The organism is Cupriavidus sp. 8B, from assembly GCF_054589115.1.
Genome location: NZ_BAAILO010000460.1, coordinates 107,050 through 129,063, shown reverse-complemented (window position 1 = coordinate 129,063; position 22,014 = coordinate 107,050). Strand labels below are relative to the sequence as shown.

General features: G+C 63.9%; 17 protein-coding genes and 1 tRNA gene. 11 read left to right on the top strand and 7 right to left on the bottom strand.

The window, feature by feature from the left end:
• Positions 1–78: 78 nt before the first annotated feature.
• From ACYP5B_RS44190 to ACYP5B_RS44175, 4 genes are all read right to left on the bottom strand, one after another.
• Positions 79–462, bottom strand: coding sequence for a hypothetical protein (locus tag ACYP5B_RS44190; RefSeq protein ID WP_400093677.1), 384 nt, complete (start codon positions 460–462; stop codon positions 79–81).
• A gap of 310 nt (positions 463–772) precedes the next feature.
• Complete coding sequence (locus ACYP5B_RS44185; RefSeq protein WP_400093676.1) at positions 773–1,747, bottom strand: tripartite tricarboxylate transporter substrate binding protein BugE; 975 nt, start codon at positions 1,745–1,747, stop codon at positions 773–775.
• Positions 1,748–2,051: 304 nt separating this feature from the next.
• Positions 2,052–2,127: transfer RNA gene (locus tag ACYP5B_RS44180), tRNA-Lys, on the bottom strand.
• 55 nt (positions 2,128–2,182) lie between these two features.
• Positions 2,183–3,457, bottom strand: a complete 1,275-nt coding sequence (locus tag ACYP5B_RS44175; protein WP_459573817.1) for a DUF2252 family protein — start codon at positions 3,455–3,457, stop codon at positions 2,183–2,185.
• Positions 3,458–3,667: 210 nt separating this feature from the next.
• On the opposite strand from ACYP5B_RS44175, the gene ACYP5B_RS44170 reads away from it, so the two are divergent.
• Positions 3,668–4,576, top strand: coding sequence for a LysR substrate-binding domain-containing protein (locus tag ACYP5B_RS44170; protein WP_318233047.1), 909 nt, complete (start codon positions 3,668–3,670; stop codon positions 4,574–4,576).
• Between the two features lie 157 nt (positions 4,577–4,733).
• Positions 4,734–6,119 (top strand): 8-oxoguanine deaminase, encoded by a 1,386-nt coding sequence (locus tag ACYP5B_RS44165; protein ID WP_459573816.1) that lies wholly within the window; start codon positions 4,734–4,736, stop codon positions 6,117–6,119.
• Positions 6,120–6,660: 541 nt separating this feature from the next.
• Here ACYP5B_RS44165 and ACYP5B_RS44160 read toward each other — a convergent pair.
• On the bottom strand, positions 6,661–7,584 hold the full coding sequence (locus ACYP5B_RS44160; protein WP_400093729.1) for a LysR family transcriptional regulator: 924 nt from the start codon (positions 7,582–7,584) through the stop codon (positions 6,661–6,663).
• Between the two features lie 100 nt (positions 7,585–7,684).
• Here ACYP5B_RS44160 and ACYP5B_RS44155 point away from each other — a divergent pair, with 100 nt between their 5' ends.
• Entirely contained in the window at positions 7,685–9,127 is a 1,443-nt protein-coding gene (locus ACYP5B_RS44155) for an aldehyde dehydrogenase family protein (protein ID WP_400093672.1), read from the top strand.
• A 52-nt stretch (positions 9,128–9,179) separates the two neighbouring features.
• Here the strand turns inward: ACYP5B_RS44155 and ACYP5B_RS44150 are convergent, their stop codons facing one another.
• Positions 9,180–9,536, bottom strand: a complete 357-nt coding sequence (locus ACYP5B_RS44150) for a MarR family winged helix-turn-helix transcriptional regulator (RefSeq protein ID WP_318233051.1) — start codon at positions 9,534–9,536, stop codon at positions 9,180–9,182.
• 277 nt (positions 9,537–9,813) lie between these two features.
• On the opposite strand from ACYP5B_RS44150, the gene ACYP5B_RS44145 reads away from it, so the two are divergent.
• The 5 genes from ACYP5B_RS44145 (at position 9,814) to ACYP5B_RS44125 (ending at position 16,764) form a co-directional block, all read left to right on the top strand.
• Complete coding sequence (locus tag ACYP5B_RS44145; RefSeq protein ID WP_400093670.1) at positions 9,814–10,647, top strand: p-hydroxycinnamoyl CoA hydratase/lyase; 834 nt, start codon at positions 9,814–9,816, stop codon at positions 10,645–10,647.
• Between the two features lie 59 nt (positions 10,648–10,706).
• The gene (locus tag ACYP5B_RS44140) at positions 10,707–12,158 is read left to right on the top strand and encodes an aldehyde dehydrogenase (protein ID WP_400093669.1); all 1,452 of its coding nucleotides are present in this window, start codon (positions 10,707–10,709) and stop codon (positions 12,156–12,158) included.
• 74 nt (positions 12,159–12,232) lie between these two features.
• Positions 12,233–14,095, top strand: a complete 1,863-nt coding sequence (locus ACYP5B_RS44135; RefSeq protein WP_459573815.1) for a feruloyl-CoA synthase — start codon at positions 12,233–12,235, stop codon at positions 14,093–14,095.
• A gap of 233 nt (positions 14,096–14,328) precedes the next feature.
• Positions 14,329–15,543 carry a 3-(3-hydroxy-phenyl)propionate transporter MhpT gene (gene mhpT, locus ACYP5B_RS44130; protein WP_459573814.1) on the top strand — a complete coding sequence of 405 codons (1,215 nt, stop codon included), beginning with the start codon at positions 14,329–14,331 and terminating at the stop codon, positions 15,541–15,543.
• A 105-nt stretch (positions 15,544–15,648) separates the two neighbouring features.
• Positions 15,649–16,764 (top strand): porin, encoded by a 1,116-nt coding sequence (locus ACYP5B_RS44125; protein WP_459573813.1) that lies wholly within the window; start codon positions 15,649–15,651, stop codon positions 16,762–16,764.
• Positions 16,765–16,947: 183 nt separating this feature from the next.
• Here ACYP5B_RS44125 and ACYP5B_RS44120 read toward each other — a convergent pair whose 3' ends face one another.
• Positions 16,948–18,600, bottom strand: coding sequence for a winged helix-turn-helix domain-containing tetratricopeptide repeat protein (locus ACYP5B_RS44120; RefSeq protein WP_459573812.1), 1,653 nt, complete (start codon positions 18,598–18,600; stop codon positions 16,948–16,950).
• A gap of 21 nt (positions 18,601–18,621) precedes the next feature.
• On the opposite strand from ACYP5B_RS44120, the gene ACYP5B_RS44115 reads away from it, so the two are divergent.
• The 3 genes from ACYP5B_RS44115 to ACYP5B_RS44105 all read left to right on the top strand — a co-directional run bounded on the left by ACYP5B_RS44115 (position 18,622) and on the right by ACYP5B_RS44105 (position 22,003).
• A complete protein-coding gene (locus ACYP5B_RS44115) occupies positions 18,622–19,446 on the top strand; it encodes an alpha/beta hydrolase (protein ID WP_459573811.1) in 825 nt (274 codons plus the stop codon).
• Positions 19,447–19,487: 41 nt separating this feature from the next.
• Complete coding sequence (locus ACYP5B_RS44110) at positions 19,488–20,273, top strand: alpha/beta fold hydrolase (RefSeq protein ID WP_400093662.1); 786 nt, start codon at positions 19,488–19,490, stop codon at positions 20,271–20,273.
• Positions 20,274–20,545: 272 nt separating this feature from the next.
• A complete protein-coding gene (locus tag ACYP5B_RS44105; protein ID WP_459573810.1) occupies positions 20,546–22,003 on the top strand; it encodes an alkaline phosphatase in 1,458 nt (485 codons plus the stop codon).
• The last annotated feature ends 11 nt before the right edge of the window (positions 22,004–22,014 follow it).

The following is a 22,014-nucleotide window of genomic DNA, read 5'->3' as shown; positions in this document are numbered from 1 at the left end:
GGCCCGGATGGTGCGCTGGCGCACCATCCGGCGGGACGGGCTGCTGCTTGCTGCTGCTGCTGCTGCTGCTGCCGCGGCTTACTGCTTGGCCTTGGCGCCGTCGGTATAGGGATCGAACTTGCCGGCCTTGGCACCGTCCGTGTATGGGTCAGGCTTGCCGGCCTTGGCACCGTCGGTGTACGGATCGGGCTTGCCAGCCTTTGCCCCGTCCGTATAGGGATCGGCCTTCTTCTTGGTGCCGGAAGCGTTCAGGTTCGACTTGGTCGATTTCTTCGCGCCATCCGTGTATGGATCGAACTTGCCCGACTTGGCGGCGCTCTTGTTCGGGTCGGTCTTGTTGGTATGGGCGCCGCCGTAAAGGTCGCCACCATCGGTGTAGTTCTTCTGGGCGTGCGCCAGCTGCGCGCCGCCAAAGGCGGTCAGGGCGACGATGATCAGGGCGGGTACGGTCTTGTTGCGCATTTTCATCCTCGTGAGTAAAGCGTGGGTAGTTCGTGAGCAATGGCCACGGGCAGGGGGCATGGCCGCAAAAATGGTCGTCAGACCAGGGTGACTCTACCGACTTGGGATGATCCTGCGAAGTTAATCTTTCTTCCCACTGTATTGAACCGCGTATTTGCCTGGCAGGTTCTGCGCCAGATCAAGGCAAGCGTTTTTTTGGGGGAGCGCTTATGGGAAAGGGGAAGGGTGCTGGAGGGATGCTTTAGGGCGGGGGTGCCGAAAGCGCGAGCCCTGGCAAGGCCCGGCTGCAGGCAGCCGGGCCATTGCGACGTTACTCGAGCGTAATGTTCTGGTCGTGCGCGATCTTCTTGCGCACTTCCAGCTCGCGCTTGATCTGCGCGGCGTACTGCTGCGGCGTGTTGCCGTCAGGGTAGGCGCCGCTCTCCGCCAGGCGGCGCTTCACGTTCGGGTCCTGCAAGGTCTTCACGGCCGCGTCATGCACCTTGGCGATGATCGCGGCAGGCGTGCCGGCGGGTGCCACCAGGCCGTACCAGGCCATGTTGTTCATGTCCTTCATGCCGGCTTCGGCAAAGGTCGGCACATCGGGCAAGCCATCCACGCGCTTGGGCGCCGCCACCGCGAGGGCGCGCAGCTTGCCGGCCTGGATGTGCGGCATGGACGAGGGCAGGTTGTCGAACTGGCCGCTGACCTGGCCGGCCAGCGTGTCGTTCAGCGCTGGGCCCGATCCACGGTAAGGGATGTGGACCATGTCGGTCTTGGTCAGGAACTTGAACAGTTCGCCGTCGAGGTGGGAGATGCTGCCTTTGCCTGCCGACGCGTAGCTGTATTTGCCGGGGTTAGCCTTGACCAGCGCGATGAACTCCTGCAGGTTCTTGGCCGGCACCTTGGGGTTGATCGTCAACACGTTCGGCACATTGACCAGGTTGGTAATGGGCGCGAAGTCCTTGATCGGATCGTAGGGGTTGCGGGCGTTGGTGGCGGGGTTGGTCGCCATGGTGCTGACCGTGGCAATGCCCAGCGTGTAGCCATCGGGCGCGGATTTGGCCAGCGCGTCGGCGCCGATCGCGCCGCCGCCGCCGCCGCGGTTCTCTACCACCACGACCTGGCCAAGCTCACGGCCGATGCCGTCGGCCACCGCGCGGCCCACGATGTCCGTGGTGCCGCCCGCGGCGAACGGCACGATCAGGCGGATCGGCTTGGTCGGGTAGGTTTGTGCAAAGGCGCTCTGGCACAGGCCAAGGAGGGCCAGGCAAGCTGCGCTGCCGACATTCAATACTGCTTTCAAGAGAGGCTCCCGAGGGTTCTAGGTCTAATGACGGCCCGGGCGGGCGCGGGTTGGGGCACGGCGATCTGCGTCGCGCTTGTTGCCCTCGTTCCTGCCTGCCGCGGGACGCTGGAGATATCGGATGGGTTCCGTGATGCGGAACCATGTTCCGCATTGTGCTCCAGGCGCAATTCAACCGTGAAAGCGTAGCCGGCGGAATCGGTATCAACCCGCGTATGTGTCGTGGTGTGGGAGGGTTTGGCGCGCCAATGGACGCCAATGGAAAAAGCCGGAAGCATTGCTGCTTCCGGCTTTTAGAATTCGCTGGTGGGGCGTGAGTGACTCGAACACTCGACCTACGGATTAAGAGTCCGCTGCTCTACCAACTGAGCTAACGCCCCAACGAAGTCCAAGATTATAGAGGGCAGATTGTGACATTGCAACAGCTATTTGCGCTTAGATGTGTGCCGCCGGGCCCAGCGCGAATTTGCGGCAGTGTTCGAGATAGCCGACCTCATGGCTGGCAATCAGGTCCAGCACGCTGGTCCATAGCCAGGACGGCGCATCCAGCTGCTTGGAGCGATTGCGCGCCAGTTCGCGCAGCCAGGTGCGCTGGGTGGCCAGATCCATCTGGCGCGCGTGGGCGTTGCCGAGCACCTCGCCCAGGTACATCGCGACGCGGCTGGCTTCGTCCTGTGGCAGCGTCTCGATTGCCAGCTTCAGGTCCTGGGGCAGCAACTCGCGGATGAAGACGGCCTTGTCGAGCAATTGCGCGGAAAGAATGCGATCGCCCAGTGCCGGCGAGAGATGCCGGGCGCCTTCCACTACCCGCTCGCCATTGCCGCGCGGCATGTTCGCCTTGGGGTAGCCCGGCGCGGCAGCCTGCACCGCTTCCTTGATATCGATCAGGCAGATTTCGGAATTGGGGCTGTCATTGCTGCCTACGGACAGCAGTGCGGCGAAGCGCAATCGTCCCAGCGAGCTGCAGCCCTTGACCCAGTAGGCGGCGTCCATCACCTCCACGCGCGCGCCTTCGTCGCGGGAGGTCAGCTGCGTGGCGAGGTGGGCGATCTCGCGCCGCTCGAAGAGGGCGCGGATTGCGCGCCGCTCGTCCGGGGCGAGCCGCCAGAACCGGTTGCCGAGCGGAATGGAGGGGGTGGTGTCCTGCAGGCGTTCGCGCGCGAGATGCTTCCATTTGCGCCCCAGGGCCTGGCGCATCACGGTACGTACCGCGACAGGCCGGCGCGAAGTCAGGCCTGCCGCGGCGTCGGGATTATCGAAAGCGCTTTCATAGCCCACCATCAGGCTTTCCAGCATGCGCGCGGTAATCACGCCCGGCAGGTCCGAGCCGCGCGCGGCGGTGGCCAGCGACAGCGCGAGGCGGATCAGGTCGTGCGCCGGGTTGCCGATCACGGTCTGGTCAAGGTCGCGGATCTGGATGTAGACGTGGCCCTGGATATCGGCGATCGGACCAAGGTTGCCCAAATGGCAGTCGCCGCAGATCCAGATGGCCGGGCCCTCGGGCAGGGCGTGCGGCTGCTTGGCCTCCAGCCATTCGTAGAACTTGCGCGTGTTGCCGCGCACGTACGCATGGGCAGAGCGCGCCATCTTCAGGTTCCGGCACCGCATCAGTTCTTCCTGGCGTTTTGCCGGGCCAGGCGTGCGTGGCTTGGCGCTGCGCTTTCCGGCGGTCTTCGTGCCGGTCTTTTTGCTGCTTGTCTTCGTGGCCATGGAAGTCGGAGCGCCGAGCGCTGGCAGGGTATCGAGGCGGGCCGGCCACCATCGGCTGGCAACTGATGTCAGCGTACTCCATGCCGCCTGGAAAGACTGTCAGCGCAACACGGATTTCGTGCGCCTGGCCAACGGCTACAATGCGCTCGTCTTCCCAGGCGCGGGATGCCGCTGCCGCGCTGAATCCAACGCCAGAATCCGGAGTCCGTCATGCATGCCAGAGTCCTGCGCTACCTCGACGAGGTGGTGAGCCGCGGATCGATCCGCCAGGCCGCGCTGCATCTGCACGTGGCGCCGAGCGCGATCAACCGGCAGATCCTGGACCTGGAGACGGAACTGGGCGCGCCCTTGTTCGAGCGCATCAACAAACGCCTGCGCCTGACCCCGCTGGGCGAGATGGTGCTGGCGCACGTGCGCCAGACGCTGCGTGAGCACGCACTGCTGCGCAGCCGTATCGAGGCCGTGAAGGGCGTGCGCCAGGGCGAGGTCACCGTGGCTACCACGGCCGGCCTGGCCGGTTCGCTGATGCCGTCGCTGGTGCATGCATTCCGCCAGCAGTATCCGGGCATCCTGGTGCGCCTGCTGGATCTGCCCGTGGCCGATATTGTCAGCGCCGTGGAGCGCGGCGACGTCGACCTTGGCCTTGCCTACGACCTGCCCGATATCGCCGCCTTCCGCATCCTGGCCAGCAACGACTGGCATATCGGCGCGGTGGTGGCGCCCGGGCATGCGCTGGCCGCGCTGCCGTCGACACTGCTCAGCGAGTGCCTGGCCTGCCCGGTGATCCTGCCCGCGCCGTCGATGTCGATTCGCGCCATCCTCGATGAGGCCTTCGCGCGAGCCGCGATCGAGGTGTTGCCGGTGACCGAGACCACCTCGACCGCGCTGATGCGCCGCCTGGTCATGCTTGGCGCCGGCATCGCTTTCTTGAATCCGCTCGACGTGCTGGAGGAGCGGGAGCGCGGGGCGCTGGCCTGGGTACCGCTGCGCGACGGCCAGTTGCCGTGCCAGACGCTGCGGCTGGTCGCGCGCGCGCGCAATCCGCTGAGCGCGGCGGCGGAACTGATGGCCGAGCGGATTGGCGAGGGCCTGGTGGCACTGTTTGCGGCGGTGCGTTAGCGGCGCAGTGCGCTCGGTTGTGCTGTTTTTGCGCACACCGTCGGTGGAAATCGATGCTTTGCCAAGGCCCGCTGGCGTCTTAGACTGTCTGGGCCGGGCCGCATGATGCGCCGGCCCCGTGTCCACTCCCTTGCGCTGCCCACCCGAAGACCCTGCCATGACCCTCATCCTTATCAATGCCGACATCCTGGTGACCATGGATGCGCAACGCCGCGAGATTCCGGGCGGCGCGCTGGTGGCGCCAGGCCCGACGATCGAATGGGTAGGCGCCACCGCCGAGGTGCCGCCGCAATACCGCCGGCTGATCGACGAGGGCAGTGCCGAGGTGATCGACATGCGTGGCAAGGTGGTGATCCCCGGGCTGGTCAACACGCACCACCACATGTACCAGAGCCTGACCCGCGCCGTGCCGGCGGCGCAGGACGCCGAGCTGTTCACGTGGCTCACCAACCTCTATATGTTGTGGTCGCACCTGACGCCGGAAATGATCGATGTGTCGACCCGCACCGCGATGGCCGAGTTGATGCTGTCCGGCTGCACCACCACCAGCGATCACCTGTACCTGTATCCCAACGGCTCGCGCCTGGACGATTCCATTGCCGCCGCGGCAGCAATGGGCATGCGTTTTCATGCCGCGCGCGGATCGATGAGCGTGGGCCGCAGCAAGGGTGGCCTGCCGCCCGATTCGGTGGTGGAGGAGGAGCACGCCATCCTGAAAGACAGCCAGCGGCTGATCGAGCAGTACCACGACGCATCGCGCCACGCCATGCTGCGCGTGGTGGTGGCGCCGTGCTCGCCGTTTTCCGTCTCGCGCGACCTGATGCGCGAGTCGGCGCTGCTGGCGCGCAACTATGGCGTGTCGATGCACACCCACCTGGCCGAGAACGATAACGACATCGCCTACTCGCGCGAGAAGTTCGGCCTCACGCCGGCCCAGTACGCCGAGGAACTCGGCTGGGTCGGCCCCGACGTATGGCACGCCCACTGCGTCAAGCTGGACGATGAAGGCATCGCGCTGTTTGCCCGCACCGGCACGGGCGTTGCCCATTGCCCTTGCTCGAACATGCGCCTGGCGTCGGGCATTGCGCCGGTGCGCACAATGCGCGATGCCGGCGTGCCGGTCGGCCTGGGCGTGGATGGCAGCGCGTCGAACGATGGCGCCCATATGCTGGGGGAGGTGCGCCAGGCCATGCTGCTGCAGCGCGTGGGTTACGGGCCCGCCGCCATGAGCGCGCGCGAGGCGCTGGAGATCGCTACGCTGGGCGGCGCGCGCGTGCTGGGCCGCGACGATATTGGCGCGCTGGCACCTGGCATGTCGGCCGATTTCGTGTCCTTCGACATGGAGCAGGTGGGCTACGCCGGCGCGGGCCACGATCCGGTGGCGGCGCTGGTGTTCTGCACGCCGGGCAATGTCGCCACCAGCGTGATCAACGGCAAGGTGGTGGTGCGCGATGGCGAGTTGCAGACGGTGGAGTTGCCGCGCGTCCTTGCACAGCATCGCGGGCTCGCGCGTGAATTGTTCGAGCGCGCGAGACAAGCTTGAGGCAATGACCGAATGCGCCGCGCGTGCGACCCCTCTCGAGTGGGGTCGCGTCATGTTTGCAATGTATTCACACTAAGCCCGGGTCGTTCCCTGAACGCCCCTGACCCTTCCCCAGCCCGCCATCGATCGCGGGCTTTTTTTTCGGGTTCTTCGCCGAATTGCGGGGTGGGAGAGTCGAGGCGGCCGGGGGAGCATAGTTCAGGGATCGCTCCGAAGGCTGCGTTCGGGCCAACTCCGGTGACTGTTTCCACCTGGAAGACTAAGCCGAGCTGGTATCTGGTTTCGACGGAAGATTGCACGAAACCCCGCCTGCGCAGCGATGCTGCCGCAGCGGCCAGTCAAGATCGGTGACCTTCGATCAACGCCGCCGCCGGCATGCATCAAAGTGATCTTTCGACGGGGTTAGTTTCACGAAGGCGATCAACTCGGCATGCGCGACAAAAACGACAAAGATAAATTTGACTGAGGCGAATGTCCGGATTCGGCTGAGGATTCAACCGGTCGATGCAACACACCAAGTCCGTGCGCCGGACTCCGTTCCCTATGCGGACGTGCGCTGACGGCGGGCCCGCCGCGCGTCGGCGTGTTCGCGGATCATGTCGATCAGCGCGCGCAGTCCGGCCGGCACGTGGCGGCGGCCCGGATAGTATAGACAGAGGCCGTCGAGCGGGGGTGTCCAATCGTCCAGCACGCGAACCAGCGTGCCAGCTTCCAGATCCGCGGCGACATTCCATTCGGTCAGATACGCAAGACCGAGACCGGCACGCGCCGCCGCCAGCATCAGGCCCGGCTCGTCGAGCGTCAGCGCGCCTTTGCCGTCGATACGCAACGTTTCGCCGTGCCGCTCGAACTCCCACTGATATATTGCGCCGCTCGGCATGCGTGAGCGGATGCAGCGGTGTGCGTTCAGATCGGCGGGCGTGCGCGGCGGTTTTTGCTGCGCAAAATAGGCTGGACTGCCGACCACGGCAAAGCGCTGCCTGTCACCGAACGGCACCGCGATCATCTCCTGCGGCACCGTTCCGGTCAGCCGAATGCCAGCATCGAAGCCTTCGGCGACTATATCGATCAGGCGCCCTTCGGTGACCAGATCGAGCTTCATCTCCGGATAGCGCTGCAGGAATTCGATGAAGAGCGGCATCACCTGCCTGGCCGCGCCGGTTGACGCATTGATACGCAGCGTGCCCGACGGGGTGTCGCGGAAGCTACCGGCCTGTTCGATCGCGACGCGGATCGTGGAGAGTGCGGGCGCGACGCTGTCGACGAACTGCGCGCCGGCTTCCGACAACGACACGCTGCGCGTCGTGCGATTGAAGAGCCGTACGCCGATACGCGCTTCAAGCGCCGCCACAGCATGACTGAGCGCAGACGTCGACATGCCCAGATCCGTCGCGGCCCCGCGAAAGCTGCGATGACGCGCGACGGCCAGCACCGCCTCCAGTTCGCCCAAGCCCGATGTCTTCATTGTCCCAATTTTTTCAACAGAACGTGCCATATTATACGAATAGTCAGCGCAATGCATCGGGTCTATCTTTCGTCGTCTGGAACGTTTTCTGGTGGCAGCCATGCAGATCATCGACAAAATCTATATCGACGGCGCGTTCGTTACACCGCACGGCGACGAACTGTTCAACCTCTTCAATCCGGCGACCGAGCAGGTAATCGGGCGCGCGCGTCTCGCCGACGCGCAAGACGCGCGCGATGCGATCGCCGCCGCAAAGCGCGCGTTTCCCGCGTTCTCCCGCACCAACAAGCGCGAGCGCATCGACATGCTCAAGCGCATGCACGAAGCCGTCGTCGCCAAAGAGGACGAGTTGTACGAGGCGATCACGGAGGAATATGGAGCGCCCGTATCGCGCGGTCGCTGGATGGCGCAGCACGCGAGCAATGTGCTGCTCGAAGCGGCCAAGGTGCTGCAGGACTATGCGTTCACGCATCGCGCAGGCACTGCTGAGGTCCTGATGCAGCCGCTAGGTGTCGCCGGTCTGATTACGCCGTGGAACAGTAACGCGGGCTTCATCTGTGGCAAGCTCGCCGCCGCGCTGGCTGCGGGCTGCACGGCCGTCATCAAGCCAAGCGAGATGAGCGCGATCCAGACGCGCATCGTCACCGAAGCGTTGCACGAAGCCGGCTTGCCGCCGGGCGTGTTCAACATCGTGACGGGACGCGGCGAAACGGTCGGCGCGCAGATCAGTTCGCACCCGGACGTCGCAAAGCTGTCGTTCACCGGTTCGACCGTGGTCGGCAAGACGATTCTGCGCGCGGGTGCCGAGACGTTGAAGCGCGTGACGCTCGAACTTGGCGGCAAGTCGCCGGTGCTCGTGCTCGACGACGCGAACTTCGACGAGGTGGTACCGCTCGTGATTCAGGCCGGCTTCATGAATAGCGGCCAGGCGTGCATCGCGGGTACGCGTATTCTGGTGCCGCAGCAGCGGCTCGCGGAATTCGAAGCGCGGGTGCAGCAAGAAGTTGCGCGCACGCAGGCAGGCGATCCGCGCGATCCGCGCACGACTGTCGGCCCAATGGTCAGCCAGAAGCAGTGGGAACGCGTGCAGCGCTATATCCGTATCGGTATCGACTCAGGTGCGCGTCTGATCGCGGGAGGCGAAGGCCGGCCAGATGGCATCGATGCAGGATGGTTCGTGCGTCCGACCGTCTTCAGCGATGTGGCCAACGACATGGCGATTGCCCGCGAAGAGATCTTCGGTCCTGTGCTGTCGATTATCACGTACCGCGATACTGAAGATGCGGTTGCTATCGCCAACGACACCGATTACGGCTTGCAAGCGTACGTGTTTTCGGCGGATGACCAGCGTGCGCGCGAGCTCGCACGGCGAATCGAAGCGGGTCGAGTACTAGTCAACACGCTGGCACACGAACCGGCCGCGCCATTCGGCGGCTTCAAGCAATCTGGTATCGGCCGCGAATACGGCACGTTCGGGCTCGAGGCTTTTCTCGAGCCGAAGGCCGTTCTCACTGTATCGGCAAGGATCGCCAAGGCCTGTTAGCACCGGTACACATTGGTGGCCTACAGTGCGCGCTTCCACGCTATGCAATGCCCTAGCGCAGGTTCCGTGCACACTGCGTAAGAAGCTGCTGCAGCAGAGCCACGTGCTCAGCGGCAATCCCGTCCAGCATCTCTCCTTCCAGTCGCTTCACCGTTTCGTCGCAGCTCGCTAGCAGCGCCCGCGCGCTGTCGGTCAGGCTCAGCTTGACGATACGGCCATGCATCGGGTCCGGCTCACGAATCAACCAGCCTTTCGCCTGCATTGTTTTGACGATCTCGTTCGCCGACTGCGGCGACATGAATGAGCGCTCTGCCAGTTGCGCGTTGGACAGGCTGCCGCGTGCGTGCAAGACCGACATCGCTGTGAACAACGGCAACGTCAGGCCGTGGGGCGCCAGGGCTTCGCTCAAGCGGCGCTTTACCACGCGGTCGGTGCGGCCGATGAGATAGGGGATACGTATCGGCGCTGGCGGCACACCGGCCTTTTCCGCCTCCCCGCCAGGGGTTGCATGCGCTTTTGCCTTGGCGCTTTGTCTTGTCTGAGATGCCATTGTGATGCTCGATCCTCGTCAGCGTGGACTGCGTTTAGGGGTTTACGCGCGACAATGATAATCTACTTGCTGTATCAGGCTACCTGATATTATATTGGCAACTCGTTAGCCCGCCACTGATTGAGGAGCCACTGAAATGAGCAACTACGAAGGACGCTGGAAGACTGTCGATGTGAAGGTCGAGCAGGGTATTGCCTGGGTGACGTTCAATCGCCCGGAAAAACGCAACGCGATGAGCCCCACGCTGAACGCCGAGATGGTGCAGGTGTTGGAAACGCTCGAACTCGATGCCGATGCGAAAGTGCTGGTGCTGACCGGTGCCGGTGATGCGTGGACAGCCGGCATGGACCTGAAGGAGTACTTCCGCGAAGTCGACGCGGGCCCGGAGATCCTCCAAGAAAAGATCCGTCGCGATGCCTGCCAGTGGCAATGGAAGCTGTTGCGCATGTATGCCAAGCCGACCATCGCCATGGTCAATGGCTGGTGTTTCGGCGGCGGTTTTTCCCCGCTGGTTGCCTGCGATCTGGCGATTGCCGCGGACGACGCTGTTTTCGGGCTGTCCGAGATCAACTGGGGCATCCCGCCGGGAAATCTCGTGAGCAAGGCGATGGCCGATACGGTTGGCCACCGCAAGGCGCTGCACTACATCATGACGGGCGACACATTCACCGGCGTCGAAGCCGCTGCCATGGGCCTGGTCAACGAAAGCGTGCCCAAGGCGAAACTGCGCGAGCATACGACCGCGCTGGCCGGCAAACTGCTGGAAAAGAACCCTGTGGTGCTGCGTGCGGCCAAGCACGGCTTCAAGCGCTGCCGCGAGCTGACGTGGGAGCAGAACGAGGACTACCTCTACGCGAAGCTTGACCAGGCACAACTGCGCGATCCGGAGCACGGACGCGAGCAAGGCCTCAAGCAGTTTCTCGACGACAAAGCGATCAAGCCCGGCCTGCAGACCTACAAGCGCGACTGAAGACGCGGTACCTGGGGCGCCATATCGCCCCGGGGCGAGCAGAACGAGGAGACATACCCATGCATGAAGTCACCATGCTGATCGACGGCCAGCCGTGTGCGGCCGAGACCGGCAAGATGTTTGAACGTCACAATCCCGTTACCGGCGCGCCGGCCTCCCGCGCGCCTGCTGCAAGCCTGGCCGATGCTACGCGCGCCGTGCAGGCGGCCGCGGATGCGTTTCCCCGCTGGGCGGCACTGGCCCCCGGCGAGCGCCGCCAGCGCCTGTTGAAGGCTGCCGATCTGATGGACGCGCGCATCGACGAATTCGTCCGTATCGGCGTCGCCGAAACGGGTGGCATGGCCAACTGGTATGGGTTCAACGTCACGCTGGCGGCGAACATGCTCCGCGAGGCCGCGGCGATGACCACCCAGATCGACGGCAGCATCATACCGACCAACTTGCCAGGCAATCTGGCGATGGCCATGCGCCAGCCGTGCGGCGTCGTGCTCGGCATTGCGCCATGGAATGCCCCGGTCATCCTGGGCACACGTGCATTGGCCATGCCGCTGGCCTGCGGCAACACGGTCATCCTGAAGGCTTCGGAGTCGTGTCCCGGTGTCCACCGGCTTATCGGCACCGTGCTGCAGGAAGCCGGCCTCGGCGACGGTGTGGTCAATGTGGTGACGAATGCGCCGGAGGATGCCGCTGCGGTGGTGGAGCACCTGATCGCGCAGCCTGCCGTGCGGCGCGTGAACTTTACCGGTTCCACCCACGTCGGCCGCATCATTGCCCAGCATGCAGCGCGCCATCTCAAGCCCGCGCTGCTGGAGTTGGGCGGCAAGGCGCCGGTACTCGTGCTCGAGGACGCCGACCTCGACGCTGCGGTGGAAGCCGTGGCCTTTGGCGCCTTCTTCAACCAGGGCCAGATCTGCATGTCGACGGAACGTGCGATCGTGCATGAGGCGATCGCAGACGATTTCGTCGAAAAACTCGTGGCCAAGGCACGCACATTGCGCGCCGGCGATCCGACCGATGCCGGCAGCGTGCTGGGCGCGATGGTCAGCGAGCAGGCCGTGCGGAAGATCGCGGCGCTCGTCGAAGACGCACGAACGCAAGGCGCCAGCCTGCCGCTTGGCTTGCACAGCGACGGCGCGATCCTCCAGCCGGTGATCGTGGACGGCATCACGCCCGGCATGAAGCTGTATCGCGAGGAGTCCTTCGGCCCCGTGGTGACCGTCGCCCGTGTGAAGGATGACGATGAGGCAGTCGCCATGGCCAACGACAGTGAGTATGGCCTGTCCGCGGCCGTGTTCAGCCGTGACATCTCGCGTGCCTTGCTGGTCGCGCAGCGGATCGAGTCCGGCATATGCCATATTAATGGCCCCACGGTGCATGATGAAGCGCAGATGCCGTTCGGCGGCGTGAAGGGCAGCGGCTATGGCCGTTTCGGCAGCAAGGCGTCTGTCGCGGAGTTTACGGATCTTCGCTGGATAACGGTGCAGAATGCACCGCGCCACTATCCAATCTGAAGTCAAGGGCCGCTACGGCCCGCAATGACCGCCTGCCTGGCCCAGGGCAGGCGGGGAATAAAGGGAGACACGGCGTGAATGCAATCGCCTCGACTATTCAGGAATCGGCTCCGCGCTACCGCACCGTCGCCGTCAGCACCGCCACAGCGATTTGCCACAAGGATGGAGACGTCTGGCGCATCACATCCGCCGAAGCACTGGCGGACTACCCCGGCCGGATGACCGATTGCCTCACCGCCGGTGCCGAGCGGCATCCCGACCGGGTGCTTGTAGCTCAGCGCGGCGCGCAGGGCAACTGGATCGAGATCACGTATCGCGAGATGCTGGCCCGTGCCCGTGCGATCGGCCAGGCGCTGCTCGACCGTGGGCTTTGCGCGCAGCGCCCGCTAGCGATCCTGTCGGGCAATGACCTCGAGCACCTGCAGTTATCGCTTGGCGCGATGTGGGCCGGCATCCCTTTCTCTTCAGTGTCGCCGCCTTACTCGCTGGTGTCGACCGACTACGGCAAGCTGCGCCATGTGTTCGAGGTGCTGACGCCCGGCCTCGTGTACGCAGCGGACGGCGCGATGTTCGCGCGGGCAATCGGCGCCGTGGTGCCAGCCGATATGGAGGTAGTGACGCGCGATGGAAGCTTGCCCGGGCGCACGGCCACGGCGTTTGACGCGTTGGTCCAGACGCAGCCAACCAATGTGGACGACGCACAAGCCGCGGTTGGGCCCGAGACGCTGGTGAAGTTCCTGTTCACGTCGGGCTCGACGCGCCAGCCCAAGGCCGTCCCGACCACGCATCGGATGCTCTGCAGCAACCAGCAGATGCTGCGGCAAGCCATTCCCGACTTCACGATCGAGCCGCCGGTACTGGTCGACTGGCTCCCCTGGAACCATACGTTTGGCAGCAGCCATAACTTCGGCATCGTGCTGTACAACGGTGGCACCCTTTACATCGATGACGGCAAACCGGCGCCGGGCAAGTTCGAGGAAACGCTGCGCAACTTGCGCGAGATCTCCCCGACCGCTTACTTCAATGTGCCAAAGGGGTGGGAAGAGCTCGGCCTCGCGCTGGAGCGCGATGCGGCGTTGCGGGAGAGGTTCTTCTCGCGCGTCCGGATCTACTTCTTCGGCGGCGCCGGGCTTTCGCAACAGGCCTGGGACCGGCTGGAGCGCGTGGCGCAAGCGCATTGCGCAGAGCGCATCCGCATCATGGCCGGGCTTGGCATGACCGAGACATCGCCATGCTGCCTGTTCACCACGGCCCCCATCATGCGCGCAGGCTATGTCGGCACGCCGGCGCCGGGATGCGAAGTCAAGCTGGTGCCCGTCAACGGCAAGCTCGAAGCCCGCTTTCGTGGTCCCCACGTCATGAAGGGCTACTGGCGGATGGCGGAAACACCGACACAGCCGGTCTTCGACGAGGAAGGCTTCTATTGCAGCGGCGACGCGCTGAAGTTTGTCGATGCGGAGCAGCCGGAACTCGGATTCATGTTCGACGGCCGTATCGCAGAAGACTTCAAGCTCAGCTCAGGCACGTTCGTCAGCGTCGGGCCGCTGCGCGCGCGCGTGCTTGCCGCGGGAGCGCCGTACGTCCAGGACGTGGCGATTGCCGGCATGGATCGCGACGACATCGGCTTGCTGGTCTTTCCGCGCATGGAGGATTGCCGGCGCCTATCCGGGCTGGCACCGTCGGCCAGTCATCGCGAGGTACTCGCGGCGCCAGCGGTCAGGTCTGCCTTCAGCCAGATGTTGACGATCCTCAACGAGAGCGCGACAGGTAGCGCATCACGCGTTGCCCGCCTGCTGTTGCTCGACGAGCCGCCCTCGCTGGATCGCGGCGAAATGACAGACAAGGGCACGCTAAATCAGCGGGCAGTGCTTAACCACCGCGCCGCACTTGTCGACGCCCTCTACGGCACCGTTTCTGAAGACGTGATCACGATATAGACGAAGCGACGCCCCTTTCGCTTCGTCGCTTCCTAGCCTTAAGCAGCAGAGAACTGCAGGCCTTTCCAAAAACTGGAGACATTCCATGAAGCCAATGTTTGCCGGTGGCGCCGTGCTGGCCACCGCGGTGGCGCTCGTCTCGCTTTCGCTGTAGCTGAAAGCCGGCGCAAACGCCGTCCGGCCTCGTTACTGACGTGGCCGGGTGACTGACTGTTTCGAAAAGGGGAGTAATCATGCAAGCGTCAACCACTGTACGCGCCGAAGCGACTTCCGGCGTTGCGCTAACACTCGGCCTGTGTTTCGTGGTCGCACTTCTGGAAGGCCTGGACCTGCAATCGATTGGCGTGGCCGCGCCGCGCATGGCGCGCGAGTTCGGGCTCTCCGTTGGCCAGATGGGACTGGCCTTCAGCGCCGGCACGTTCGGGCTCTTGCCGGGCGCCATGCTCGGCGGCCGCCTGGCCGACCGGATCGGCCGCAAGAAAGTCCTGATCGTGGCGACCGCGCTGTTCGGGATCTTCTCGATCGCCACCGCGCAAGCCTGGGACTTCTGGAGCCTGCTTGCGATCCGTGTTGCGACCGGCATCGGATTGGGCGGTGCCATGCCGAACCTGATCGCCATTTGCTCCGAGGCCGTGCCGTCACGGCTGCGGAACACCGCCGTCAGCATCATGTACTGCGGCATTCCGTTCGGCGGCGCCATCGCGGCCATCATCGCCATTGTGTTTGCCAGCGATACCGGCTGGCGCCATATCTTCTATGTGGGCGGATTCGGCCCATTGGTGGTCATTCCGCTGCTGTTGATGCTGCAGGAGCCGGGGCGATTCGACCGGCCCGCGGGCGACACCATCAAGCCCCCACCCGTGAGCTGGGCGTTGTTTGGCGAGCGGCGTGCCACGGCGACATTCTGCATCTGGATCAGTTATTTCTTCACGCTGATCGTTCTCTATTTCCTGCTGAATTGGCTGCCTTCGCTAATGGTCTCGAACGGCCTGACGCGCGCACAGGCCGGATGGGTGCAGATCCTGTTCAACATCGGCGGCGGCTCGGGCGCCCTGTGCATCGGCATGCTGATGGACCGTGGCCGCCCCGCCGCGGTGGTCTCGGGCATGTACGTGGGGGTCATCGTCGCGCTGGCTACCCTGGCCGGGGCGTCGGGGATGAACTGGATGGCGATGGGTGCGTTTATGGCAGGCCTCTTCGTCATCGGCGCCCAGTCCGTGCTGTATGCACTGGCCGCCGCCTACTACCCGATGGCCGTACGCGGTACCGGTGTCGGCGCCGCCGTAGCGGTGGGCCGCCTTGGCTCGATTGCGGGGCCCATGCTCGCGGGGCAACTGCTATCGATGGGGAAGAGTTCGGCAACCATCATCGGCGCCAGCATTCCCATCACGATCATCGCCGCCCTTGCTGCGCTCGTGCTGTTGCGGCGTCCCGCTGCAAAGGACTGACGACGCCGGAGAACGGCACGACTTGAGGGTCGCCGGGCAAGAGCCGGATGACCCGATCCCAACAAAAAGAATCATCCACTCGCGGGAAAGAGGAGAAGCGGGACCATGAAGAACGAGCAGAAGGCGCGCAGCGCGCGCATTGTGTTGGCGGCGTTGGCATTGTCGGCATTGCCGACCATGGCGTCGGCACAGTCGGTCACGCTTTACGGCGTGGTCGATACGGGCGTCGAGTATGTCAGCAACATCGGCGCGGCCAAGCAAAGCGTGGTGCGAATACCCAATGTCACCGGTACCGTGCCGTCGCGATGGGGTCTGCGCGGCACGGAAGACTTGGGCGGCGGGCTGAAAAGCGTCTTTGTCCTGGAGTCCGGCTTTGCGCCCGACGCGGGCACTTCGGGGCAGGGTGGCCGGCTTTTCGGACGGCAGGCCCTGGTCGGCCTGTCAGGGGACTGGGGCCAGATCGCGCTGGGACGACAGTACACCATGCTGTTCTGGGCAATGCTCGATCCCGACATCCTCGGCCCTCAGGTCTATGGAACAGGATCTCTCGACAGCTATATACCGAACGCGCGGGCCGACAATGCAGTTTCATACAAAGGCACGTTCGGCGGGTTGACCGTGGGTGCCACCTACAGTTTCGGGCGCGATACGGTCAACGCCGGGCCCAGCCCGGTCGGCACCAACTGCGCGGGGGAGAACCCTAGTGACAAGTCTGCCTGTCGGGAATGGTCCGCACTGATCCAGTACGCCACCAAGACCTGGGGTGTGGCTGCGGCCTATGATTCGCAGCGCGGCGGCCCTGGCGCCTTTGCCGGCCTCACCAGCAGCGGCCTGAAAGATGACCGCTTGTCGCTCAATGGCTACGTGCTGCTGGACAGGACCAAGATCGGGTTGGGTGTCATCCGGCGCGACAACGAGGGCAGCCCGACACCGCGCAGCGAACTCTGGTATGGCGGTGTCGCTTACGACATCACCCCGGCCTTCACCCTTGCAGGGCAGGTCAACTACCTGAAGTTTCACAACAGCGACAACAAGGCGATCCTGTACGCATTGCGCGGCACCTATGCCTTCTCGAAGCGCACCTCTGTCTACACGACAGCCGGCTACATCAACAACGGCGGTCAGCTTGCACTATCTGTCAGCAGTGGTGCGGCGGGAAGTAATCCGCAGCCCGGGGGCTCACAGTTCGGTGTCATGATGGGCGTCAAGCATATCTTCTGACACGCGCTGTATGCCGGGTCAGGTTTAGGCGGGCGTGATCAAAGCGAGCGATATCGGGCGTTGGTGGGAACGGCCTTGGCGAAGCGTGTTGAGGCGGGTCTCCGACTCCTAGGTGACGGCCGTGCGATCTACGAACTTGTTCCCCGATTGCCTATCGTCGCGCGACCGCGGCATAGCCCATGCTCAGGGAAGCGTGTCGGAGGATGTCAGCAATCCAGCTCTGTCCAGACCCTTCGCGATGCGGGCCAGATCCTCCGGATTCCTGAAGGGCATACGGGCGATGCGGTCGGCGAACGAGTAGGCCGGGTTGATGGCGATGAGCTCGTCCCAGACGCCACGCGCTTCGTCGAGATAACCAAGGTTCCCGAGTGCCGAAGCGAGATAAGCCCGGCTCATGTCTGTCTGAGGGACAAGGAGGATGCGCTCCCGCAGGATCGCTACGGCTGTTTCATAGTCGCCGGCAACGATATGGGCCACGCCGAGATGGTGCAGATAGCCCTGGGTGAAATAGGGATCGAGCCGCATGGCCCGCTCCAGATCGCGAATCGCCACCCGAGGGTGCCCCGAATAGATGTTCAGCGTTGCCCGGAGAGACAGTGCTGGGGCGAAATTCGGGTTGAGCGAGAGCGCTTCGTCGACTTCGAGAGCCCAGCGCCTAAAGTCTTTCCGGTACATCGCGACCAATGCGGCCACGCCGTGCGCGAACGGCTCGCCCGGGTCGCGCTCAATCGTTTTGTCGACCAGTTCTTCGGCTTCGGCGAGCGAGCGTTCGGGGTCGTCGGTCCAGCGGTTGTAATAGGCATGGGCGAGGGCCATGCCTAGCGCCGCATAGGGGGCCGGATAGTCGGGATCGAGCGCGATCGCCTGCCGGAACAGGTCGCTCGTTCGCTCGAAGACGGCGACATTCTGCGTCGCGCCCCGTTGCATCGCTCGGCCTCGCAGGAAGCACTGGTAGGCTTCCATATGCGTCGTTCCACCGGATGCAACGCCGGGGCATAGGGCGACCTCAACTGGGCTCAACGCGGCGCTTAGCTCAGCAACGATCTTTCGAGCGATCTCGTCCTGCACCGCGAACATGTCATGAAGTTCCCGGTCGTATCGTTCGGCCCACAAATGGCTACCGCTCACCCCATCACTCAATTGTGCGACCACGCGGATGCGGTCGCCGCTCTTCCGAATACTCCCTTCGACGATGTAGCGGGCGCCGAGTTCGCTGGCGATGCGTCGCACGTCCATGGGCTTGCCTTTGTAGGCAAAGCTGGAGCTTCGGGCGATCACAATCAGGCCCGGGAACTTCGATAACGTCGTGATGATCTCGTCGGCCAGCCCGTCGGCGAAGAAGTCCTGATCGGTATCGTTGCTGAGATTGGCGAACGGGAGGATCGCCAGCGACGGCTTTGGTGAAGGCTGGTCGACGGCTTCTTCAGACGTCGTAATCGAGCCCTGAAAACAATATCCAATGCGCGGAATGGTGGTGATCCACACCTCGCCATCGGGCGCGAGGCCAACCGCCTTTCGCAGCAGAGCGATCTGGACCGAAAGATTGCTCTCCTCGACGACGGTCCCAGGCCAGGCCGCGTCCATGAGCTCCGCTTTGGTGACAATCTCTCCCTGCCGCTTGAGCAGAGCGGCCAACAGCAAGATGCCCCGGCGCCCAACCGCCACGCGCTCCCCCTTCCGCTGCAGCGTCCCGTTGTCGAGATTAAGTAAGAACGGACCGAAGGTGAAACGCTGTCCCTGCATATGACTCCGTGCTGCAACGGTTTTGCGAATTATTCGGACATTATTCGGCAGCCCTTCAATACTCCAGCGCTTGCTGTCGCGATACTGCTCCACGCCGCGGCCCTTTGGTCCATTTTGGCAGCCGCAGAAAAAGCGGCCGCCGTACAAAAAGGAGAGGCAGACGAAATGAGAATCCTACCATCGCCCGCGCCGTCAGTCGCGAGCCAGACGGCCATCGTGCTCGTGCATGGCGGCTTCGTGGATGGCTCCGGCTGGGAAGGCGTCTACAAGATCCTGAAGAGGGACGGCTACGACGTCAATGTGGTTCAGAACGACACCCGATCGCTTGCCGGCGACGTGGCGGCGACCCATGCCGCCATCGACGCGCAGGACAAGCCGGTCATCCTGGTCGGCCATTCCTATGGCGGGGTGGTCATCACGGAGGCTGGCAACCATGCCAAGGTGGCGGGGCTGGTCTATATCACGGCGTTCGCACCGGACGCTGGCGAGTCCGTCGCGACGCTGATCGCCAATCCCGCGCCAGGCGCGCCGGTTCCTCCGATCCTGCCGCAGCAGAACGGGTTTCTCCTGCTGGACAAGGCGAAATTCGCCGAGGCCTTCGCGGCGGATCTCGACCCTGCCAAGGCGGCCTTCATGGCCGACTCCCAGATCCCATGGGGCCTGGACGCACTGAATGGCGCGGCTACCGTTGCGGCCTGGAAGACGAAGCCGAGCTGGTATCTGGTCGCAAAAGACGATCGAATGATCCCGCCCGCCGCTCAGCGCGCCATGTCAGAGCGTGCGGGTTCCACCGCCGTCGAGCTCGAGGGAAGCCATGTGATCTATATGTCTCAGCCCGGTGGTGTGGCCGAACTGATCGAGGCGGCCGCCGAAGCGGTCACGGTTTCCGGGAGCACAAGTTCCGCAGTGCAATTGACCTCGGACAGCAGTAACGCCTGACGAGCACACACTTCCATCACACTTTATCTATGAGGTATCAGATGCGACCCAATTCTTTCTCCTCCTGGCGCACCGTTCTTGGCATGCTGGGCTTTACGTCGCTGACCATCGGCGTCATGGCGCCAAGCCCTGCCGCCGCCGAGCGTGTCAACAACGTGGTGCTCGTCCACGGCGGCTTCGTCGACGGTGGTGGCTGGGAAGCGGTATACAAGCTCCTGAAGGCCAAAGGCCTCAATGTCAGCATTGTTCAAAACCCCACGACGTCGCTCGCGGCCGACGTGGCTGCCACCAAAGCGGTGGTGGACGCGCAAGACGGCCCCGTGGTTCTGGTGGGCCATTCGTACGGGGGGGTGGTCATCACGGAGGCCGGCAACGACCCCAAAGTCTCGCGCCTGGTCTACATTGCGGCGTTCGCCCCGGACAAAGGCGAATCCGTTCAAAAACTGATCGCCAATCCCCCTCCTGGCGCTCCGGTGCCCCCCATCCTGCCGCCGGTCAATGGCTTCCTGATGCTGGACAAGACGAAGTTCGCTGCGGCCTTCGCTGGCGACGTAAAAGCTGAACGTGCCGCCTTCCTGGCGAACGCCCAAGTGCCATGGGGAGTGGACGCTCTGGCTGGTGAAGTCGCCTCGGCTGCCTGGCGTACGAAGCCGAGCTGGTACCTGGTCACCAAAGACGACAAGATGATTCCACCGGACGCTCAGCGCGCGATGTCCAAGCGCGCCGGCGCCAAGGTAGTTGAAACTCCGGGCAGCCATGCCGTATACGAGTCGAAGCCTGCTGCTGTCGCGGCCCTCATCGAGCAGGCCGCTACTTCGAGAAACTAAGCACAGTGCAAAGCGCATGACGCCCTTCGAGCTGAACCTTGAAGGGCGTTTTGCCAAGCGGGCCTTACAAGTCACGTCCACGCAAATCTTCGACTGTCGGCATCTGCTGATGACATAGCAATCGAGAGAATTTAACAAAAAACCCCACTACCAAAAAACCTCGCGGGACCATGACATTTTAGTGACTGCCTGATCTAAAACTAAGTGTTCATGTAATTCTCCTGCCACATTTCTACCGCATCCTCCTGGCGAACTTCAACAGGGGAGCAATCATGAGAAAAAAGCCAATACTGGTGGCGGCAATGATGTCGATCGCCTTGGCTGCATGCGGTAGCGATGGCGACAGCGCCAGCAATGGCGGTGCCGGCACGGCTGCCATACCCGCCACGGCGCCAACCAAGAACGTAGTGTTCTTCCTCGGCGACGGCATGGGCCTGGCCACGATGACCGCGGCGCGCATCTACAAGGTGGGCGAGGATGGTGAGCTGACCATGGACACGCTGCCGGAAACCGGCTTCGTCCGCACCTACTCGAATAACGCCCAGGTCACGGACAGCGCGCCTTCCATGTCGGCCTACATGACCGGCGTGAAGATGAACAACGAGGTTATCTCCATGTCGGCGGACACCAGCGCCTTCGACATCAATGGCAAGGATTACCTGTCGGGCGCAGACAGCACCTGTCCCACCTCAGGCAATGGCACCAGTGTGCCGACCTTGCTGGAGCAGATGAAGGCCGCGGGCTACGGTACCGGCGTGGTCACCACCACCCGCATCACCCACGCCACCCCGGCAGCTACCTACGCGCATATCTGCCACCGCGATGGCGAGAACACCATCGCCGCCCAGATCGTGCCCAACGGCCCGGGCTACAACACCGCGCTCGGCGATGGCGTCGACGTGATCTTCGGTGGCGGCCGCAAGCACTTCCAGCCGACGACCGTCAGCGGCGGCGCGCGTACCGACAAGCGAGACCTGCTGGCCGAGCTCAAGACCGCGGGCTACACCTACGCGGCCAACCGTGCCGACTTCGACAAGATCGATCCGGCGTCGGCCAAGAAAACGGTGGGCCTGTTTACCGCCAGCCACATGGCCTACGACCTGGATCGGGTGCCCGCAGACGAACCCAGCCTGGCCGACATGACCGGCAAGGCGATCGACCTGCTGGCAGCGAAGAAGAAGGGCTTCTTCCTGATGGTCGAGGGCGGCCGGATCGACCATGCGCTGCACGAGACCACCGCGCGCAAGGCGCTGCAGGATACGGCCGCGTTCGACGATGCCATCAAGTCGGCCATCGCCAAGCTCAACGTCATCGACCCGGGCCTGAAGAACACGCTGATCGTGGTGACCGCCGACCATGACCACACCCTGGTGCTCAACGGCTACGCCAAGCGCACCGGTCCGACCAGCGACAGCAACCCCGGCGTGCTGGGCTTGCTGAAGAACTATGTCACTGGCGCCTACAACACCGATACCACTGGCAACCCGTTCACCATCATCGGCTTCGGCAACGGCGAGAACCGCCCGGCCGCGCGTACCGCGCTCACCGATGTCCAGGTGTTCGACAAGTCCTACCACCAGGAGGCGGTCATTCCGATGGCCGCGGGCGGCGAAACGCACGGTGGCACCGATGTCTTCATCGGTGCATTGGGCAACGGCGCGAGCAACTTCACCGGGGTGATGGACAACACGGAAGTGTTCGGCCTGATCAAGAAATCATTGGGTCTGTGAACCCAACGCTG

What these genes read in the sequence shown, in the direction of transcription:
- ACYP5B_RS44190 (WP_400093677.1), bottom strand. Translation starts at nt 462, where the DNA reads ATGCGCAACAAGACCGTACCCGCCCTGATCATCGTCGCCCTGACCGCC.
- ACYP5B_RS44175 (WP_459573817.1), bottom strand. Translation starts at nt 3,457, where the DNA reads ATGGCCACGAAGACAAGCAGCAAAAAGACCGGCACGAAGACCGCCGGA.
- ACYP5B_RS44170 (WP_318233047.1), top strand. Translation starts at nt 3,668, where the DNA reads ATGCATGCCAGAGTCCTGCGCTACCTCGACGAGGTGGTGAGCCGCGGA.
- ACYP5B_RS44165 (WP_459573816.1), top strand. Translation starts at nt 4,734, where the DNA reads ATGACCCTCATCCTTATCAATGCCGACATCCTGGTGACCATGGATGCG.
- ACYP5B_RS44160 (WP_400093729.1), bottom strand. Translation starts at nt 7,584, where the DNA reads ATGAAGACATCGGGCTTGGGCGAACTGGAGGCGGTGCTGGCCGTCGCG.
- ACYP5B_RS44155 (WP_400093672.1), top strand. Translation starts at nt 7,685, where the DNA reads ATGCAGATCATCGACAAAATCTATATCGACGGCGCGTTCGTTACACCG.
- ACYP5B_RS44145 (WP_400093670.1), top strand. Translation starts at nt 9,814, where the DNA reads ATGAGCAACTACGAAGGACGCTGGAAGACTGTCGATGTGAAGGTCGAG.
- ACYP5B_RS44140 (WP_400093669.1), top strand. Translation starts at nt 10,707, where the DNA reads ATGCATGAAGTCACCATGCTGATCGACGGCCAGCCGTGTGCGGCCGAG.
- mhpT (WP_459573814.1), top strand. Translation starts at nt 14,329, where the DNA reads ATGCAAGCGTCAACCACTGTACGCGCCGAAGCGACTTCCGGCGTTGCG.
- ACYP5B_RS44125 (WP_459573813.1), top strand. Translation starts at nt 15,649, where the DNA reads ATGAAGAACGAGCAGAAGGCGCGCAGCGCGCGCATTGTGTTGGCGGCG.
- ACYP5B_RS44110 (WP_400093662.1), top strand. Translation starts at nt 19,488, where the DNA reads ATGCGACCCAATTCTTTCTCCTCCTGGCGCACCGTTCTTGGCATGCTG.
- ACYP5B_RS44105 (WP_459573810.1), top strand. Translation starts at nt 20,546, where the DNA reads ATGAGAAAAAAGCCAATACTGGTGGCGGCAATGATGTCGATCGCCTTG.